Origin of the sequence: Calothrix sp. NIES-2100, assembly GCF_963875285.1 — a bacterium.
GTDB lineage: Bacteria > Cyanobacteriota > Cyanobacteriia > Cyanobacteriales > Nostocaceae > Aulosira.
This window is the reverse complement of the sequence record NZ_CAWNLA010000001.1, coordinates 1,313,913-1,329,983: the sequence shown is the minus strand read 5'-3', so window position 1 is coordinate 1,329,983 and position 16,071 is coordinate 1,313,913. Positions and strand designations below refer to the sequence as shown.

24 protein-coding genes, 1 tRNA gene and 1 other annotated feature are annotated in these 16,071 nt (G+C 43.7%); of the genes, 6 read left to right on the top strand and 19 right to left on the bottom strand.

Annotated elements, in window-relative coordinates; genetic code table 11:
• Positions 1-16 precede the first annotated feature (16 nt).
• Together AACU32_RS05535 and AACU32_RS05530 are read right to left on the bottom strand one after the other, a co-directional pair.
• Complete coding sequence (locus AACU32_RS05535; protein WP_096598601.1) at positions 17-178, bottom strand: anacyclamide/piricyclamide family prenylated cyclic peptide; 162 nt, start codon at positions 176-178, stop codon at positions 17-19.
• A gap of 43 nt (positions 179-221) precedes the next feature.
• Positions 222-2,333, bottom strand: coding sequence for a S8 family peptidase (locus tag AACU32_RS05530; protein WP_096598599.1), 2,112 nt, complete (start codon positions 2,331-2,333; stop codon positions 222-224).
• Between the two features lie 51 nt (positions 2,334-2,384).
• On the opposite strand from AACU32_RS05530, the gene AACU32_RS05525 reads away from it, so the two are divergent.
• Positions 2,385-2,606, top strand: a complete 222-nt coding sequence (locus tag AACU32_RS05525) for an element excision factor XisH family protein (RefSeq protein WP_339377536.1) — start codon at positions 2,385-2,387, stop codon at positions 2,604-2,606.
• Between the two features lie 233 nt (positions 2,607-2,839).
• On the opposite strand, the gene AACU32_RS05520 is transcribed toward AACU32_RS05525, so the two are convergent.
• The 4 genes from AACU32_RS05520 to AACU32_RS05505 all read right to left on the bottom strand — a co-directional run bounded on the left by AACU32_RS05520 (position 2,840) and on the right by AACU32_RS05505 (position 4,234).
• Positions 2,840-2,983, bottom strand: a complete 144-nt coding sequence (locus AACU32_RS05520; protein WP_096598597.1) for an anacyclamide/piricyclamide family prenylated cyclic peptide — start codon at positions 2,981-2,983, stop codon at positions 2,840-2,842.
• Positions 2,984-3,378: 395 nt separating this feature from the next.
• Complete coding sequence (locus tag AACU32_RS05515) at positions 3,379-3,525, bottom strand: anacyclamide/piricyclamide family prenylated cyclic peptide (RefSeq protein WP_339377535.1); 147 nt, start codon at positions 3,523-3,525, stop codon at positions 3,379-3,381.
• Between the two features lie 176 nt (positions 3,526-3,701).
• A complete protein-coding gene (locus tag AACU32_RS05510) occupies positions 3,702-3,824 on the bottom strand; it encodes a hypothetical protein (RefSeq protein ID WP_339377534.1) in 123 nt (40 codons plus the stop codon).
• 248 nt (positions 3,825-4,072) lie between these two features.
• A complete protein-coding gene (locus AACU32_RS05505) occupies positions 4,073-4,234 on the bottom strand; it encodes an anacyclamide/piricyclamide family prenylated cyclic peptide (RefSeq protein WP_096598593.1) in 162 nt (53 codons plus the stop codon).
• Between the two features lie 183 nt (positions 4,235-4,417).
• On the opposite strand from AACU32_RS05505, the gene AACU32_RS05500 reads away from it, so the two are divergent.
• A complete protein-coding gene (locus tag AACU32_RS05500) occupies positions 4,418-4,696 on the top strand; it encodes a hypothetical protein (RefSeq protein WP_339377533.1) in 279 nt (92 codons plus the stop codon).
• A 51-nt stretch (positions 4,697-4,747) separates the two neighbouring features.
• Here AACU32_RS05500 and AACU32_RS05495 read toward each other — a convergent pair whose 3' ends face one another.
• The 4 genes from AACU32_RS05495 to AACU32_RS05480 all read right to left on the bottom strand — a co-directional run bounded on the left by AACU32_RS05495 (position 4,748) and on the right by AACU32_RS05480 (position 6,043).
• Complete coding sequence (locus AACU32_RS05495; RefSeq protein ID WP_096598591.1) at positions 4,748-4,891, bottom strand: anacyclamide/piricyclamide family prenylated cyclic peptide; 144 nt, start codon at positions 4,889-4,891, stop codon at positions 4,748-4,750.
• Positions 4,892-5,407: 516 nt separating this feature from the next.
• Complete coding sequence (locus AACU32_RS05490) at positions 5,408-5,554, bottom strand: anacyclamide/piricyclamide family prenylated cyclic peptide (RefSeq protein ID WP_096598589.1); 147 nt, start codon at positions 5,552-5,554, stop codon at positions 5,408-5,410.
• Positions 5,555-5,670: 116 nt separating this feature from the next.
• Positions 5,671-5,808, bottom strand: coding sequence for a hypothetical protein (locus tag AACU32_RS05485; RefSeq protein ID WP_339377532.1), 138 nt, complete (start codon positions 5,806-5,808; stop codon positions 5,671-5,673).
• A complete protein-coding gene (locus AACU32_RS05480; protein WP_096598587.1) occupies positions 5,759-6,043 on the bottom strand; it encodes a hypothetical protein in 285 nt (94 codons plus the stop codon). Before AACU32_RS05480 ends, AACU32_RS05485 begins: the two co-directional genes overlap by 50 nt.
• 392 nt (positions 6,044-6,435) lie before the next feature.
• Here AACU32_RS05480 and AACU32_RS05475 point away from each other — a divergent pair, with 392 nt between their 5' ends.
• The 3 genes from AACU32_RS05475 to AACU32_RS05465 all read left to right on the top strand — a co-directional run bounded on the left by AACU32_RS05475 (position 6,436) and on the right by AACU32_RS05465 (position 9,806).
• Positions 6,436-8,403, top strand: coding sequence for a S8 family peptidase (locus AACU32_RS05475; RefSeq protein ID WP_096598585.1), 1,968 nt, complete (start codon positions 6,436-6,438; stop codon positions 8,401-8,403).
• A 233-nt stretch (positions 8,404-8,636) separates the two neighbouring features.
• A complete protein-coding gene (locus AACU32_RS05470; protein ID WP_096598583.1) occupies positions 8,637-8,849 on the top strand; it encodes a cyanobactin biosynthesis system PatB/AcyB/McaB family protein in 213 nt (70 codons plus the stop codon).
• Between the two features lie 36 nt (positions 8,850-8,885).
• On the top strand, positions 8,886-9,806 hold the full coding sequence (locus AACU32_RS05465; protein WP_096598581.1) for a LamG-like jellyroll fold domain-containing protein: 921 nt from the start codon (positions 8,886-8,888) through the stop codon (positions 9,804-9,806).
• A gap of 108 nt (positions 9,807-9,914) precedes the next feature.
• On the opposite strand, the gene AACU32_RS05460 is transcribed toward AACU32_RS05465, so the two are convergent.
• The 9 genes from AACU32_RS05460 to rplS form a co-directional block, all read right to left on the bottom strand.
• On the bottom strand, positions 9,915-10,079 hold the full coding sequence (locus AACU32_RS05460) for a hypothetical protein (RefSeq protein ID WP_339377531.1): 165 nt from the start codon (positions 10,077-10,079) through the stop codon (positions 9,915-9,917).
• 347 nt (positions 10,080-10,426) lie between these two features.
• Entirely contained in the window at positions 10,427-10,813 is a 387-nt protein-coding gene (gene rplL, locus AACU32_RS05455) for a 50S ribosomal protein L7/L12 (RefSeq protein ID WP_096598579.1), read from the bottom strand.
• Positions 10,814-10,887: 74 nt separating this feature from the next.
• Complete coding sequence (gene rplJ / locus AACU32_RS05450; protein ID WP_096607869.1) at positions 10,888-11,439, bottom strand: 50S ribosomal protein L10; 552 nt, start codon at positions 11,437-11,439, stop codon at positions 10,888-10,890.
• Positions 11,440-11,501: 62 nt separating this feature from the next.
• Positions 11,502-11,669 (bottom strand) — a sequence feature (ribosomal protein L10 leader region).
• Between the two features lie 47 nt (positions 11,670-11,716).
• Entirely contained in the window at positions 11,717-12,433 is a 717-nt protein-coding gene (rplA, locus tag AACU32_RS05445) for a 50S ribosomal protein L1 (protein WP_096607868.1), read from the bottom strand.
• Between the two features lie 124 nt (positions 12,434-12,557).
• On the bottom strand, positions 12,558-12,983 hold the full coding sequence (rplK, locus tag AACU32_RS05440; protein WP_015128148.1) for a 50S ribosomal protein L11: 426 nt from the start codon (positions 12,981-12,983) through the stop codon (positions 12,558-12,560).
• Positions 12,984-12,989: 6 nt separating this feature from the next.
• Positions 12,990-13,622: a transcription termination/antitermination protein NusG gene (gene nusG / locus AACU32_RS05435; RefSeq protein WP_096598577.1), complete on the bottom strand. Its 633-nt coding sequence runs from the start codon at positions 13,620-13,622 to the stop codon at positions 12,990-12,992.
• Positions 13,622-13,843, bottom strand: coding sequence for a preprotein translocase subunit SecE (gene secE, locus AACU32_RS05430; protein ID WP_096598575.1), 222 nt, complete (start codon positions 13,841-13,843; stop codon positions 13,622-13,624). The genes nusG and secE overlap by 1 nt, the downstream gene beginning before the upstream one ends.
• Positions 13,844-14,031: 188 nt before the next feature.
• Positions 14,032-14,104: transfer RNA gene (locus tag AACU32_RS05425), tRNA-Trp, on the bottom strand.
• Positions 14,105-14,252: 148 nt separating this feature from the next.
• Complete coding sequence (gene rplS, locus AACU32_RS05420) at positions 14,253-14,615, bottom strand: 50S ribosomal protein L19 (RefSeq protein ID WP_096598573.1); 363 nt, start codon at positions 14,613-14,615, stop codon at positions 14,253-14,255.
• Positions 14,616-14,998: 383 nt separating this feature from the next.
• Here rplS and AACU32_RS05415 point away from each other — a divergent pair, with 383 nt between their 5' ends.
• A complete protein-coding gene (locus tag AACU32_RS05415) occupies positions 14,999-15,943 on the top strand; it encodes a glycosyltransferase family 2 protein (RefSeq protein WP_096598569.1) in 945 nt (314 codons plus the stop codon).
• Positions 15,944-16,071: the final 128 nt, after the last annotated feature.

The following is a 16,071-nucleotide window of genomic DNA, read 5'->3' as shown; positions in this document are numbered from 1 at the left end:
GTGTCTAAGTGCTGAACTATTCAGCGTCATCACCAGCAAAAGGATTACATTGGCGTGTAGCGATATCACAATAAGTCTGTGCTGCTACACCAAAGAAAGAGCGATCGCTTGCACTGCTGGTATTATTAGTCCGAATCACGGGAGCAGTCAGTTGAGGTAGCAATGTTTTCTTTTTCATATTTAACAATCCGCTTACGCAAAAATACTGTTGAGAGTATAAACTATTTAGGAACAGACCAAGAACGAACTTCACCCAAAGTTACAGGGATTATATATCTGACATCAATTGTAAATAAATAAATCCTTTTAGCTCTGCGGCCATTGTCTGGGTCAAAAAACTTCAATTTCACATCCCAACAATCACTATCTAAGCGACAGAAAGGACTTTTTTCGACTTCAATGCTGTCGAGTTCCATACCTCTAGAAACAGCATCCGCGAAAGTGGAAGCGGCTTGAAAAGCATTAGTGACGGCAAAATTTAAAGCTCTATCTTTAGATAGTTGCCCTAAATTTTGCAAATCATAATACACTCTTTGCAAGAAACTACTGAGGGATCTTCGCAATCTAACTTCATCAGCTGTTATTGCTTCGCCAATTGCACTTTCCACCGCCGCATTCACAAGGGTATTCACCTTCCAGCCATACATCCCCCGGATAACTGGTAGTGTCACCACCGGCACAACTTGCCCAGAAAATAGTTCTATAGTTCTATCAGTCAATCTTCCAGGGAAACTTACCCTCTCAATGTAATCTTCACTGTCTTGGGGTTGTAGCTGACCTGCTAAAATCATCTGCAAAGTTTCGTAAACATCAGCTGCAAATGCACCTTTGGGGTCAATTGCATAGATAGGTGTAAGTTCCTGGTTGAGTGTCCAAATTAAAGACTTTGCTTCTGAAGGGTTTTGATCTAAATAATCTGCCATTTGCCTTGCATCGTAAGGGTTGGCAGGAACCGTTACGCCGTCAATCTCTACATTTGGCATCAGTTGTTTAAACGAGTCGCGCCGCGCCTCTGTACCAAAGTCATAGCCCAGCCTACCCAAAGCATAGACTAAGTTTGTTTTAGCACTAGCTCTCACACCATCAGCAGCTTGGCTAATGGTGTGAGTTGCTGTTTGGGAATTGGCGCTGTGAGTGGCGACGGCTTGACCTAACCCCCCCACCCCCCGTTCCCTACTAGGGAAGTGGGGAGTAAATTCTTGTTCTCTAACTCCCCTCTCCTCGTAGGAGAGGGGCTGGGGGTGAGGTTCTCTAACTCCCCTCTCCTCGTAGGAGAGGGGTTGGGGGTGAGGTCTTTGTATTAACGCCTCTCCCGTCACTAACTTATAAGCACCGGGAATATTCAACTTACCCAGCAAACAACGTTCCGGTTCCTCCACCTCTTGAGGATCGCAAGGAATCGCACTATTTAAAATCGCTTGTCGCACTCCTTCGGCGTTAGGTTGTTCGCCTCGTTGCAATTGCAGACTCATCAACAGAGCAGAAATACCTGTAACAATAGGTGCGGCGCAACTTGTACCTTTTTCGCGGATGGGTTCTTCGGTTCCTGGTTGTGCGCCGAGGATATTTTCCCCATTCGCCATCACACCTTTATTTTGATACTCGCCGCCGTAGTTGCTAAATTTAAACGGCTGTCCATCGTCGCGGATTGCACCCACTGTAATCACACCAGGAAGAATGGCGGGAATACACCAACATTCGCCTTTATCATTGCCACCAGGAGCGACAATTAAAATATTATTATCTTGGCATTGTTTCACCGCACGGGCAAATAAATCTGGGGCTACTCCGGTTTGGGTGGGGTGACAAGCGGCTATATGGATGATATTTGCACCCCATTGCAAAGCGGTGTTAATGGCGTGGGTGAGGTTGACGGGTGAAATGAAATTATCGTCAGCGAAAGCAATGGGAATATTCATTGCTGTACACAGGGGTGCAATACCAGGGGCGGGTGTGCCGTGTTGCCCTAAGATAGTGCTAGAAATGTGAGTAGCATGGCTGGATAATTCGATGCGTTGTCTAATAGCTTCAGGGAAGGGTGCAAAAAATGCTTCTCGTTCTTTTTTCGCTGCTTCTTTATCGTGGTCTGGGTCCGATTTTTTGGCTTTTTGTTGTTTGTTAAATTCTAAATATAAGTTGAGATAATAAAAGTATTCATCGTTCAGTTCAATATCTTCTGACCAATAGGGTTTAAATTGGGTAAAATTTGCACCTTGAAAACAACTGCGTTCTAAGTCTGTTGCACCGTCGAGGATAGCAATTTTAATGCGGGGGTCGCCTTTTGTGCGTGTCCAAATTTGGGGAATTCCGGGGATATCGGTAAGGTCTGGCATGGGTTTTATGGGTGTTATAATTAAAAGTAAAAAAGTCTAAATATTGTTAAATTGATCCCTGCTAAAGATATTTTTCATGATGCTTTTAGAAAAGACTTAGAAAAAGAAGGTTGGGTAATTACAGATGATTCTTTGAGAATTCGATCGGGTAGGGTTGATATGCAAATCGACTTGGGAGCAGAAAGAATCGTAGCTTTTCCAACTAAAGAAGATATTGTGTTAGCATTTCATGAACCTTTGGTGAGGCAATATACAGGTTTTGCAGTTGGTTAAATTCAATCATTAATTGCGATCGCACTGGGAGCATCCCAATTTTGCCCTTAATAAATTTGTCGTGGGAGCAAGATGCTCCCTTTGAGGGCGATCGCAGTTAAATAAAAGTCAGTGCAATCGTCACCAATCCATCAGAAACTCACAGGCGCGATCGCACGGTAGGATAAGAGAAGCGTGCGATCGCCCAAAGTTCAACCACCAACCCCAAGAGGAGAGTGATAGAATGTGGTGACTTACTCAGTGTCGTCTCCGGCAAAAGGATGCCATATTGTTGTTGATTGTTGGGGATTTATCCCTTTTTCTCCTAGGGACGAGTTAGTGTTGGTTTCTCTTGCTACAGGTGCAGCTTGTTGGGGACGTAGGTTTCTCTTTTTCATGGTGTTTTTTCCTTTGTTTTTGTAGACAACTTCTTCAGTGCTGAAGAAGACTTTGTTGGTGAAACACTCGCGCTATTCTTGAAGCGTAATTTGACGAGCAGTGGCAATTCACCAGAAACTTTTAGTTAAGGCGGGCGATGTCTAACGACAAGAAGCGTAGCTCTCTACGCACTCAGATAATCACAATTGTTTACGCCAAAATTGAGATTTTCGCTTTGAGGGCGATCGCAGTTAAATAACAGTCAGCGCGATCGCCTCAACTCCCACTTTAACTTTTGGCGCGATCGCATTTAGATAATAGAAAGTATCATCGTCGCCATTCGCGCTGGAACTTTTGAAGCAATACCACAGTAATTATGTCAAGCGATCGCCTCATACTAGTTCAACCACTCACATCAAAACATGCTAGGTGGCTGCACGAAAACGATATTTACTGGCAGTGGGCTATGGGCTGTCAGTCCTTTTTGCTCTTGGCGAGAGGAGCCAGTGTTATCACGCTCAACGGGAGCAGTTTGAGTTGGCAGCAAGTTTCTCTTTTTCATGGTGTTTTTTTCCTTTGTTTGTTTGGATAACTTCTTCATTGATTGAAGAAGACTTTGTTAGTGAACTTTACTCAAATGAGTGAAGGGTAATAATTCGAGCAGTTGTCATCACCAGAAACTTTTGGTTAGGGCGATCGCCTACGGTGGAGCGTGGCCCATCGCGCAGTATGATTAAGTCAGTGCGCTATGCAGATGAGAGTTAGTGCGTAAGCTTGCATTGGATCATCACAAGTGCGATCGCTCAAGTAATATGGAAAGTGCGATCGCATTCTCTTGACGAACACCAAGCCATTCATCACAAACTTACCCCCCTTAGTCCCCCCGATATTTTGGGGGCAAACCGGAAATCCAATCCAGTTCCCTCCCCTTTATAAGGGGAGGGTTAGGGTGGGGTAACACCCGTCAACCAAAAGCCTCCCCCGTGCCAGGTATCGAAAACGAGGAACTGGCACTGGTTGTGCGTCAATTCATCGAGGCGAATCGTGCGCCAAGGGAAGTGGAAAAAGGATTTTGACCTTTTTTGAGGTGAGTGATAGAATCAGGTGACTTACTCCGCATCATCCCCTGCAAAAGGATCTCTACCCCAAGGATAAATAATCCCAGAGTAAAGAGCCGCGATCCCTTCTTTTTCTCCAAGGGAAGAATTAGTGCTGTTGGTTTCTCTCGCTACAGGTGCAGCTTGTTGGGGACGTAGGTTTCTCTTTTTCATGAGTTTTCTTTCCGATTTTTATGTTACTTGTTTTGTGGACAACTTCTTCAGTGTTGAAGAAGACTTTGTTGGTGTTAGCACTCGGTTTGAAGCGCAAATTGACAAGCAGTCGCAATTCACCAGAAACTTTTAGTTAGGGTGACGATCGCACACTAAGATAAGAGTCAGTGCGTAAGCTGCTCATTGATCATCACAAGTGCGATCGCTCAAGTAATATGGAAAGTGCGATCGCATTCTCTTGACGAACACAAAGCCATTCATCAGAAACTTACCCCCCTTAATCCCTCCGATTGGGGGGAAACAAGAAATCCAGTTCCAGTTCCCTCCCCAATATATCGGGGAGGGTTAGGGTGGGGTAAAACACCAAAGCGCAAAAGCGACCCCCCCGTGCCAGGTATCGAAAACAAGGAACTGGCACTGGTTGTACGTCAATTCATCGAGGCGAATCGTGCGCCACCTTAAGTGGAAACAGTGTTTTGATATTTTTTGAGGTGAGTGATAATATCGAAGTGATTACTCCGCGTCATCCCCTGCAAAAGGATTCAATTTATTTCCCCAATCAAGTGCCTGCACACCTTTTTCTCCGAGGGAAGAATTTGTGTTGGTTTCTCTCGCTACAGGTGCAGCTTGTTGGGGACGCAAGTTTCTCTTTTTCATGAGTTTTCTTTCCTAAGTTAATGTTACTTGTTTTGTGGACAACTTCTTCAGTGTTGAAGAAGACTTTGTTAGTGAAAGCACTCGCTTTGAAGCGCAAATTGACAAGCAGTCGCAATTCACCAGAAACTTTTAGTTAGTGCGACGATCGCACACTAAGATAAGAGTCAGTGCGTAAGCTGCTCATTGATCATCACAAGTGCGATCGCTCAAGTAATATGGAAAGTGCGATCGCATTCTCTTGACGAACAGCAAGCCATTCATCACAAACTTACCCCCCTTAATCCCCCCGATATATTGGGGGGGAAACAAGAAATCCAGTTCCAGTTCCCTCCCCTTAATAAGGGGAGGGTTAGGGTGGGGTAAAACACCGAAGCGCAAAAGCGGCCCCCCGTGCCAGGTATCGAAAACGAGGAACTGGCACTGGTTGTACGTCAATTCATCGAGGCGAATCGTGCGCCACCTTAAGTGGAAACAGTGTTTTGATATTTTTTAAGGTGAGTGATAAAATCAGCCTGATTACTCCGCATCATCCCCTGCAAAAGGAGTGTATATTCCAAGGATGTGAGCTGCGATACCTTCTTTTTCTCCAAGGGAAGAATTTGTGCTGTTGGTTTCTCTCGCTACAGGTGCAGCTTGTTGGGGACGTAAGTTTCTCTTTTTCATGAGTTTTCTTTCCGATTTTTATGTTACTTGTTTTGTGGACAACTTCTTCAGTGTTGAAGAAGACTTTGTTGGTGAAAGCACTCGGTTTGAAGCGCAAATTGACAAGCAGTCGCAATTCACCAGAAACTTAAGGTAAGTGCGATCGCCCTTGGAGGTAATGCGATCGCACTTGTGTTAAATTTTGTCAGTGGCGATCGCGCTTGCTCAAGATATGGTTTGAAGAGCGATCGCCCTTGGAGGTAATGCGATCGCACTTGTGTTAAATTTTGTCAGTGGAGATCGCGCTTGCTCAAGATATTGTTTGAAGCGCGATCGCACCTGAGGTGATGCATCAGCACAATTGTTCAGTTTTGTCAGTGCCGATCGCGCTTGCTCAAGATATTGTTTGAAGCGCGATCGCACTTGAGGTGATGCATCATCACAATTGTGAAATTTTGTCAGTGGAGATCGCGCTTGCTCAAGATATTGAAGAGCGATCGCTTTTTTCACCTCTATATTTAGTAGATTTACAGCTTACTATTAGCAGCAACAACAAAAAACAGGCGTTGTTGAATCTGTTGTGCTAGATGATGAATTCAATCAAACACTAATAAAAATCTTACACATTTGTCAACTCCTGAATACTTACAATTTTTGTTTAATCAAACACACAAAACTAAACATATCAAAATAACTAGACAATTGATCGAACAGTTAAGACACTTAAGACACTTAAGCTAACAAAAATCGGACAGTTAAGACACTTAAGACAGTTAATAAAAAAAGTTAAGTTTTCTCTTAGAAAAAATGTTTAACTTTTGTGTACACTGACTATCAATCAAACGAAAAATTCTGTATGTTCTTGATTGTGATTAATAAAAATTGCTTGCTCTAGCCTTCAAATGCCAAACATTAGCAAAATTCCAGGCATCCAGAAACTATGGGCAGAAACTACTGGTGATTCAACAATTTGTGTTGCTGTACTCGATGGATTAGTTGACCAAAATCACCCATGTTTTGCGGGTGCTGATTTAACAAAATTACCAACTCTCATTCCCGGTGAAGCTACAGCTAACGGTTCTATGTCTGTACATGGAACTCATGTTGCCAGCATCATTTTTGGTCAACTAAATTCTCCCGTCCAAGGCATTGCGCCTCACTGTCGGGGATTAATAATTCCCGTATTTGCTGATAATGGTCGCAATTTATCTCAACTAGATTTAGCACGCGCCATTGAACAAGCAGTGGAAGCGGGAGCGCATATTATTAATATCAGCGCCGGACAACTCACTGATATTGGTGAAGCAGAGGGCTGGCTAGAAAAAGCCGTGCAACGGTGCAATGAAAACAACGTTTTGATTGTCGCTGCTGCTGGTAATGATGGTTGCGAATGCTTGCATGTCCCCGCTTCCCTCCCCACTGTCTTAGCAGTCGGGGCGATGAACGAACAAGGCAAACCCATCGACTTCAGCAACTGGGGATATATTAACCAAGGTATTATTGCACCTGGGGAAAATATCTTAGGTGCAAAACCCGGAGGCGGAACCCAACAACTCAGTGGTACAAGCTTTGCCACCCCCATAGTCGCCGGAGTCGCCGCCTTACTGCTAAGTCTCCAAGTCCAGCGCAGGGAAAAACCAGACCCCCACAAAGTTAGAACCGCCTTATTAGAAACTGCCATCCCTTGCACACCAAACGACACCGACGATTTAAGTCGTTGTTTGCTAGGCAAGCTGAATATTTCTGGTGCATTGCAATACATCCGAGGAGGAACTGTGTCCGAAGAATTACAAACCCTAGAAGCCGTTGACAGCGTTGAAGCCGCTGGTTGTGGCTGTGGCGGAACCGATACCAACCAACAATCACCCAATCCCGAAGAATTTACCCCATCAGAAGTTGTTGCACCTACTCCCGTAGCAACTACTGCACCTATCACCACCGCAACCATACCCACCATCAGACCTACTGCTATGTCAAACCGTGTATCTAACTACGTCACCGCCAGCCAAGCACCCAGCGAACTAGCCCAATCCACCTTAGTTTATGCATTAGGAACCCTCGGCTATGACTTTGGTTCTGAAGCTAGACGGGACTCCTTCAAACAATTAATGCCAGGAATAGCAATTGAAGGCACAACAGTTCCCGCCAACCCCTACGATGCGCGGCAGATGGTGGACTATTTAGGTGCTAATCTTTCGGAAGCCAAATCCTTAATTTGGACATTGAACCTAGAATTAACTCCCATCTATGCAATTGAACCGGTAGGTGGTTTTGCCAGAGATGCCTACGCAGTCTTACAAGAACTATTATCAGGACAGATACAAGCAGAAGACAGCACCGACTATGTAGAACGAGTTAGTATTCCTGGCGTATTATCAGGACGCAGCGTCAAACTATTCTCAGGGCAAGTTGTACCAGTCATTGAAGTTTACAACATTCGCGGACTCTACGGCTGGAAAGTTAATAACCTAGTCAACGCCGCCATCCAAACAGTCCAAGCCACAGCCACAGACGCACAAGAAGAAGCTATCCGCCGCACCCTTACCAGTTTCCTCAGCCGCATCTACTACGATTTACGCAACTTAGGTACAACTTCTCAAGATAGAGCATTAAACTTTGCCGCTACCAACGCTTTCCAAGCCGCTTCCACTTTTGCCAGTGCAGTCGCAGAAGGTATGGAGCTAGATAGTATTACAGTTGAGAAAAGCCCCTTCTGTAGACTTGATAGTGATTGTTGGGATGTCAAACTCAAATTCTTCGACCCCGAAAATAGCCGCCGCGCTAAGAAAATCTTCCGCTTTACAATTGATGTCAGCGATTTAATTCCGGTGACTTTGGGCGAAGTCCGTACTTGGTCTTCACCATATTAATGGTCATTAGTCATTAGTCATTAATCATTTGTTATACTATGTCCGGTTGGGTAAGTAATCAAGCGGACATGATATTATTCTTCCCATCTTCCTCATCCCCCGCTGGCTGAGTTTCGACTACGCGGTAACAGCGAAGCGATGCACTGAGCGTAGTCGAAGTGTCGAACCACATCTTCCTCATTTTCCCCATCTCTCCACACCCCACTTCCCTTTACTTTTCAAAACAAAACAACATGAGATTACCAGTACTTTCAGCACCAGTTAAAAGACCCGATATTATATATCCCCATCGAGCAGTTGATGTAATTCACGGTAGAATCGAAGATTTAGTTAGCATTCGCATGGATTTATTACATGGTGCTAACTACAATGACCCCCCAGCATTTCAGCACAGAAGTTATCAGCAATTTAAAACTTCTGCTCACTGCGGCTGTCGCAAATTTTAACTAGTTTAGGCTTTATGTAATATCGTCAGGTTTAACATGACAGAGCCAAAAAAATCTTGGGAGTCTGTTATTGCGTTTGATGGACAACACAATTGGATTAATTTAGGTAAAAAGCCAGAATTTAAAATTGCGAAGGAAATTACTCTAGAAGCTTGGATTTATTGTCAAAACCAACGGCGACGAACGGGTATTGTTTCTAATGTTTTTGATACAACCACAACACAAAGTGGATATGGTCTGCTTCTCGATGGCAAAAGTGGCATATTTTTCGCCCTGAAAACTGGCTCAAAACGCATCCAGTATCTTAGTAGTAATCTTGACTCTATAAAACTAAATCAATGGCATCATATTGCTGGCACTTATGACGGTCAGCAAATGATTGTCTATATTGATGGAGAAAAAAAGGCTACTAAAGCAATAGCTGACTCTCTCATCGATTACGAACCAGAAAATGATTTATTGATTGGAACTTACAAAGATAATAATGAAACCTATCCGTTTCTGGGAAAAATTGCTGAAGTCCGCATCTGGTCTGTAGCTCTTAGCCAACAACAAATCCAACAAAATACGAACAAATATTTAACTGGTAACGAGTCAGGATTGATTGGTTACTGGCGCTTAAATGAAGGCGATGGTAATACAGCTTATGACCATACTGCTAATGCAAACCACGGTATCATTAATATTAATAATTGGGTAAAATCTCAATTACCAATTACTAATATCACTAATTCAAAATTAGGAGTTACCACTAATATGTCTAAAGAAAAGAAAGCTACCCCAAAAACAGAAACAGATACAACTGCTCCATCTGCCGATAAAAACCAAGAAATTCAAAGTCATTTATTATCAACCGGTCTTGAGGACTATGGATTCTGGTGGCAACAAATGGCTAAGGATAAAGCAAATCAATCTGAGCCAGAAAAACCATTTCGTCGAGGTCGGATTTGGGCTTAGAAAATTAATAATAAGTAGGTCGGAGTAATTAAAGATAACTGGCTGGGGTCGTCATTTGTCATTGGTCATTGGTAAAGGTTTCAAGCGTGTTTACCTTTGGTAAGTAGGTCAACCTAAATAAATATAATATGTTTTGTCATTGCGAGGAACGAAGCAATCGCAAAGACTGGTATTGCTTCGTCGTTCCTCCTCTCTACGAGACGCTTCTGGTGCGTCGGCTGACGCTCCTACGTCGCTACCGCAACGCTTACGCCAACGCGAACGCAATGACATTTTACGTTTTTTTTTGGTTGACCTACTTAGGCATCAAGTAAAAATAAGTAGTGCGAGCATCTTGCTCGCGCGGGCTTTTCGGCCCGCACTACAAATATTAAATTGTTCAACTTATTTTTACACGACTCCTTAACATCGTTGTGTTTATTTCCGCCTACTTACTTATCGTGTCCGTCTAACGGCGAATCATTGAACCTAGAATCCCCTCAGCTTTAGCCGAGGGGAGTGTCAAGCGGGCATACTGCTGATGAACCTCGTCCTTCATTTTGGGCGAGTTTTTTTTGACAATGATAAAAAAAGGAGCCAAATTCAGGCTCCTAAATCAACAACAGGTAATGAAAACTTGATTACTTAACTGTTACCTTACCGCCAGCTTCTTCGATGCGCTTCTTAGCATCTTCAGCAGCATCTTTAGCTAGACCTTCCTTAACTGACTTGGGAGCCGCTTCTACCAAATCTTTAGCTTCTTTCAAACCCAAACCAGTGATTTCGCGGACAATCTTCAGTACAGCAATCTTCTTGTCAGCGGGAACAGATTCGAGAATTACGTCGAACTCGGTTTGCTCTTCTACTGGTTCAGCAACAGCAGCAACACCAGGAGCTGCGATCGCCACACCAACAGGTGCAGCTGCACTTACGCCAAAAGCTTCTTCAATCTGCTTAACTAATTCAGCAGCTTCCAGCAAAGTCAAAGATTTCAATTGTTCCAAAATGTTATCGGTTGTAGCAGACATTGATATAACTCCTATGATGTTTGATTTAGTTATTTGTCAATAGTCATTACTGTTGACTGTTGACTGTTGAGTGTCTATTCGCCAGCACTTTCGGCACTATCGCCTTTTTCTGCATCAGCCACAGCTTGCAAAGCACGCGCCAGTGAACCAGGAACTTCGTTGATACCCACAGCAATCTTGGTCGCCAAAGCGTTGATGGCTCCAGCAATTTGACCCATGAGTTGTTCCTTAGATGGCAAGTCTCCTAAAGCCTTGACATCGGGTTCTTTCAGCAGGCGACCTTCCATCACACCGCCGCGAAGTTCTGTCTTCTTGGTGGCTTTTTGGAAATCTTGGTAAGCCTTAATTGCCGAAGAAAAATCGTCTTTAACTAGCAAAAAGGCAGAAGACCCTTTGAGCAGTTCTGACAGTGGTTGCCATTGTTCTTGATCTTGAATGGCAATACCCATCAGGGTATTCTTTGTTACCTTACAGACAGTGCCACTTGGACGTAAGCGCCGCCTTAAGTCGCTGATTTCAGCAACAGTTAAACCCTGGTAATCAATTACCAGTGCCAGAGTTGACACACTCAAAGTTTCTTTGAGGTCAGCTACTATCTCTTGTTTATTTTCTAGCGTTCTACCCATCTTTATTTCACCTCCTAGGGCTAAATCATCGATTTTCCCTACTTGTGCGTTTTGTTCTGACCAATCCAAACAATAAACCCCAGCTTTTATCGCCGGGGTTTAGTAGCAAGACTCTTGCTGCCATAGTAATCACTGCATTACGGGTGGTACTTTAGGCAATTTAGAGTTTAACCTCGGCAGGATATTAAGCCATAGGCTCCTGCTGTCTCCGGCTTTGTTTATTAATTTTGTTTTTTGTCTTTTGTCCTTTGCTTTTACAAATGACTAATGACAAAAATTAGGCTGCTTCGGTCAGTTTCAAATCCCTGAGGGCACTGATATCGACTTTAATAGATGGCCCCATTGTGGAAGACACATATACTGTCCGCCAATAACGACCTTTGGCTCCTGAAGGACGATTACGGTCAATTGTCTCTTGCAACGCCTTTAGGTTGATTAATAAATCTTCTGGCGAGAAGGATGCCTTACCAAACATAACATGGACAATGCCTGTCCGGTCAGCACGGAATTCTAATTTACCAGCTTTGAATTCTGCGATCGCACTTGCTATGTCAAATGTTACAGTACCACCTTTGGGTGATGGCATCAAGCCTCTAGGCCCAAGCAATTTACCCAGCTTCGCTACCTGTGGCATGACATCTGGTGTCGCAATGAGCTTGTCAAAGTCCATTCTGCCTTTTTGGATTTCGTCAATTAGCTCTTCTGAACCAACGACATCCGCACCAGCATTACTTGCTTCGTTAACTTTTTCACCTCTAGCAATGACTGCCACACGTACTTCTTGTCCTGTACCTTTTGGCAGTGCTACAGTTGTCCGCAATTGCTGGTCTGTATACTTTGGATCAATGCCTAAGCGAATATGCGCTTCAACGGCTTCCGCAAATTTTGCTGTTGCTGTTTCTTTCAGCAGGGCTAGCGCCTCTAAGGGTGCATAATCTCTATCTTCTACTTTTGCTTGCAATGCCTGCAAGCGGCGTGATATTTTTTTTGCCATTCTTGTCTCCTGGGGTAATTCCGAAGCTTCGCCTCTCCCCCGATAAATTTTTATCATTGGTCATTTGTCATTTGTCATTTGTCATTTGTATTTTTACTAATGACTATTGACTCTTGACTCTTGACTAATCTGCTATAGTTACGCCCATATTCTTGGCAGTACCTTCCACAATCTTCATCGCCGCTTCGATATCGTTGGCGTTGAGGTCGGGTAGTTTAGTTTGAGCTATCTCTTGTAATTGCGCTCTCGTAATCTTCCCAACTTTCTTTTTGTTGGGTTCATTGGAGCCACGCTCAATTTTCGCCGCCTTGCGAATCAGTACTGATGCGGGTGGGGTCTTGAGTACAAATGTAAAACTCCGGTCTTCAAACACCGAAATTTCTACAGGGATTACCATCCCAGCTTGGTCTGCTGTTTTGGCGTTGTACTCTTTGCAGAACATCATGATGTTAACGCCATGTTGACCCAAAGCAGGGCCTACAGGCGGTGCTGGGTTGGCTTTTCCAGCATTCAGGGCCAGTTTAATGACCGCTACTACTTTCTTTGCCATTTTTATTTAGCTCTGTTTCTCTACCTGATTAAATTCCAACTCTACTGGTGTATCTCGTCCAAAAATAGATAGCAAGGCTTTGAGCTTACTCCGCTCTGGAGAAACTTCAATTACCTCACCTTCAAAGTCTTTAAACGGCCCAGAAAGCACAACTATCTTATCACCAGTCGCCATGTCAATTTTCAGGACTGGCTCCTGTTCGCTGGTCTGTTTAAAGATGCGCTCAACTTCTGAATGACCTAGGGGTACTGGCTTGACGTGACCACGACCTTTACCGGTGCCACGTTTTTGTTCTGCTCCCACAAAATTAATTACATGGGAGGTGTTGCGCACTACCTGCCATGTATCATCATTCATGATCATTCGCACCAATACATAACCAGGGAATACTTTTTCCTCTGTAGTTTGGCGACTGCCATCTTTACGGATTTTCACCGCTGGTGTGTGCGGAATTTCAACTTGGATAATTTTATCAGCCACATCAAAAGTTTGAATACGCTGCTCCAAGTTGGTCTTGACGCGTTTCTCACAGCCTGAGGCTACTTGCACCGCATACCACCGTGCTTCTTTGAGCGCTGCTTCTGCGGCTTCCTCTGACTGCAACGTCTGGTCTCTTGGTTCGTCTGTTGCAAAAGTCATCAGAACACCTGTTTTGCTGCCCACCCAAACAATCCATCGACCAAATATATCAAAGATGCGGACAATGTCACCATTAGTAAAACAGCTGCTGATTCGCTCACCAGTTGTTTCCTACTAGGCCAGACAACTTTCTCAAGTTCTTCTTTGGTTCCTTGAAAAAAGTTAGCTAGGGCTGACCCATTTGTATTTTCTGGGATTTCCGCTTCATTTTTTTTGGCCACAGCCGTTTATCCCCCCGTTTTATCTACAGCTATCAGCTGCTAATTTTGATTCAGGTTTACAGCTTGACTCAATCCCAACTTAAATCTGGAAGCAAAAAAGCTGCAAAATAATTATACCCGAAATCACCATTACTAGCTGCTATGTTAGCAGCTGTATTGATATTTCGGGCAGTGTTTTTGCTTTTGAGCGCGCCCTGGAGGACTTGAACCCCCGACATCAGGTTTTGGAGACCTGCGTTCTACCAACTGAACTAAGAGCGCACAAGCTGTCTTGGATTCAGTGATTGCGTTGAACTCTTTTATTAGTTTAACGCAATTCCGGATCTAATCATATCTTACTTTTGTTTAGAATGCAAGTTAGCGGCATCTGCCGCTTTTTGATTCTCACCTCTGCCATAGTAATTGTAAATTACAAAGCGCGATCAAAGCGTTGCTTGATCCGGGTGGCTTTACCCACACGTTGACGGAGATAGTACAGTTTAGCACGGCGTACCTTACCACGGCGCATGACTTTAATGCTATCAATCCGAGGAGAATGTAACAGAAATACCCGTTCAACGCCAACGCCTTGAAATACGCGACGTACTGTAATTGTCTCATTGATACCGCCATTACGTTTGGCAATGACTACGCCTTCATAAGGTTGGACGCGGTATTTATCACCTTCTTTAATCTTTACGCCGACTTTGACTGTATCGCCCACATAAATGTCGGGCAGATTCGATTTTAGTTGTTCCGCTTCAATGGAACGGATGATCTCTTGAGCGTTCATTGCCTATTTGCTTTAAAAAACTCACGATCATCAATAATAAATCCATTCCACCCTGAGAGTCCAGTGATTTTTTTTGGGCATGGGGCATTGGGCATTGGGCTTGTGGTGGGACAAGGGGCATGGGGCATGGGGCATGGGGTGGGAAGAGAGATTTTTATGTTTATTTGTGGGATTTTCTATGTAATCGCAGTCATTGAAAATAGGGTTGGGTGTTTTTTCTTGCTCTTCGCTCTCTTCTTAAGTGAGGAACTAAGGGTAAAGCCTTGATAATTCGCGTTACAGCTATTGATAAATCGATGAAATGACGGACGGACAAGGAAGGGAGTAGTAGTTATTTTTATACTATTGACCACTAACTACTGACCACTGACTACCCACAAAATATGAAATTTAGTGTCGTTATCACTACTTATAATCGATTAAACTTACTAAAGCGGGCAATTGAATCAGCTCTCAACCAAACGATTCCTTGTGAGGTTGTTGTTGCTGATGACTGTTCGTCTGATGAAACTGAAACTTATGTCAAAAGTTTAGGTAAATCTGTTGTTTACCATCGCAATGAGGTAAATAAAGGTCATGCGGCTACGGTAAATGCTGGTGTGGAAAAAGCGAGCGGTGACTGGATTAAGTTTTTGGATGATGATGATTACCTAGCTCCCAATTGTCTAGAAGAGATGGTAAAGGCTATTTCACTCCATCCTGGTGCTGTTATCTGTTCTTGTATTGCGGCGCAGGTAGATAGTCATGGTGTCGAACTCAGCCGTACCCCCAAATTTGGGACAGGGTTAGCTTTGTATATTCCCCAAGCTGATATTCATTACGGTATGCTCTTGGAACTTGTACCTTTTGGTACACCTGTGCAAGTAGCTTGTTCACGGAATGCTTTCTTACAATCTGGTGGCTGGGATTCTCAACTTGATGCTAATTGTGATGACATTGATTCTTGGATTCGGATTGCTCAATTTGGCGATGCTATTTTCTTGAATCAATGCCTTGCTTACCGTACAGTCTGGCCTGGTGCTTATAATCAAAAGTTCTCTCTTTTTAAACGGTTAGAGACAAACATTTTGATGAAGGAGAAGATTTACGCTTTAGTTGATCAAAAGCATCGATCTTATATTCCTCAGCTTCAGAATACCAGAAATTATGTCACGCTACATTGGTCTATTGTGGCATTGCAGCAGAAACAAATTAAGGTATTTTTCTCGATGGTATATCCAGCGATTTTTTCGCCTGTGGCTTGGTGGCTGTTGCTGAGTGCTGTACTATCACGCCGTTTAAATCGCTCTAATGCTCGTCTGCAAAAGTTGGTGTTATCTGATGGGTGATCAATTCTTAGTCAGGACTAAAGTCCTGAGAGGATTTTTGAAAAGTCCTGTCGTTGGTAGCAAAATGTTTTAGATCCCCCTAAATCCCCCTTAAAAAGGGGGACTTTAAGAGGTTTTTCCCCCCTTAA

Bases quoted from the DNA above. Each gene is read 5' to 3' on its own strand.
- AACU32_RS05535 (WP_096598601.1), bottom strand. From the start codon at position 178: ATGAAAAAGAAAACATTGCTACCTCAACTGACTGCTCCCGTGATTCGG.
- AACU32_RS05530 (WP_096598599.1), bottom strand. From the start codon at position 2,333: ATGCCAGACCTTACCGATATCCCCGGAATTCCCCAAATTTGGACACGC.
- AACU32_RS05520 (WP_096598597.1), bottom strand. From the start codon at position 2,983: ATGAAAAAGAGAAACCTACGTCCCCAACAAGCTGCACCTGTAGCAAGA.
- AACU32_RS05515 (WP_339377535.1), bottom strand. From the start codon at position 3,525: ATGAAAAAGAGAAACTTGCTGCCAACTCAAACTGCTCCCGTTGAGCGT.
- AACU32_RS05505 (WP_096598593.1), bottom strand. From the start codon at position 4,234: ATGAAAAAGAGAAACCTACGTCCCCAACAAGCTGCACCTGTAGCGAGA.
- AACU32_RS05495 (WP_096598591.1), bottom strand. From the start codon at position 4,891: ATGAAAAAGAGAAACTTGCGTCCCCAACAAGCTGCACCTGTAGCGAGA.
- AACU32_RS05490 (WP_096598589.1), bottom strand. From the start codon at position 5,554: ATGAAAAAGAGAAACTTACGTCCCCAACAAGCTGCACCTGTAGCGAGA.
- AACU32_RS05475 (WP_096598585.1), top strand. From the start codon at position 6,436: ATGCCAAACATTAGCAAAATTCCAGGCATCCAGAAACTATGGGCAGAA.
- AACU32_RS05470 (WP_096598583.1), top strand. From the start codon at position 8,637: ATGAGATTACCAGTACTTTCAGCACCAGTTAAAAGACCCGATATTATA.
- AACU32_RS05465 (WP_096598581.1), top strand. From the start codon at position 8,886: ATGACAGAGCCAAAAAAATCTTGGGAGTCTGTTATTGCGTTTGATGGA.
- AACU32_RS05460 (WP_339377531.1), bottom strand. From the start codon at position 10,079: ATGTCATTGCGTTCGCGTTGGCGTAAGCGTTGCGGTAGCGACGTAGGA.
- rplL (WP_096598579.1), bottom strand. From the start codon at position 10,813: ATGTCTGCTACAACCGATAACATTTTGGAACAATTGAAATCTTTGACT.
- rplJ (WP_096607869.1), bottom strand. From the start codon at position 11,439: ATGGGTAGAACGCTAGAAAATAAACAAGAGATAGTAGCTGACCTCAAA.
- rplA (WP_096607868.1), bottom strand. From the start codon at position 12,433: ATGGCAAAAAAAATATCACGCCGCTTGCAGGCATTGCAAGCAAAAGTA.
- rplK (WP_015128148.1), bottom strand. From the start codon at position 12,983: ATGGCAAAGAAAGTAGTAGCGGTCATTAAACTGGCCCTGAATGCTGGA.
- nusG (WP_096598577.1), bottom strand. From the start codon at position 13,622: ATGACTTTTGCAACAGACGAACCAAGAGACCAGACGTTGCAGTCAGAG.
- rplS (WP_096598573.1), bottom strand. From the start codon at position 14,615: ATGAACGCTCAAGAGATCATCCGTTCCATTGAAGCGGAACAACTAAAA.
- AACU32_RS05415 (WP_096598569.1), top strand. From the start codon at position 14,999: ATGAAATTTAGTGTCGTTATCACTACTTATAATCGATTAAACTTACTA.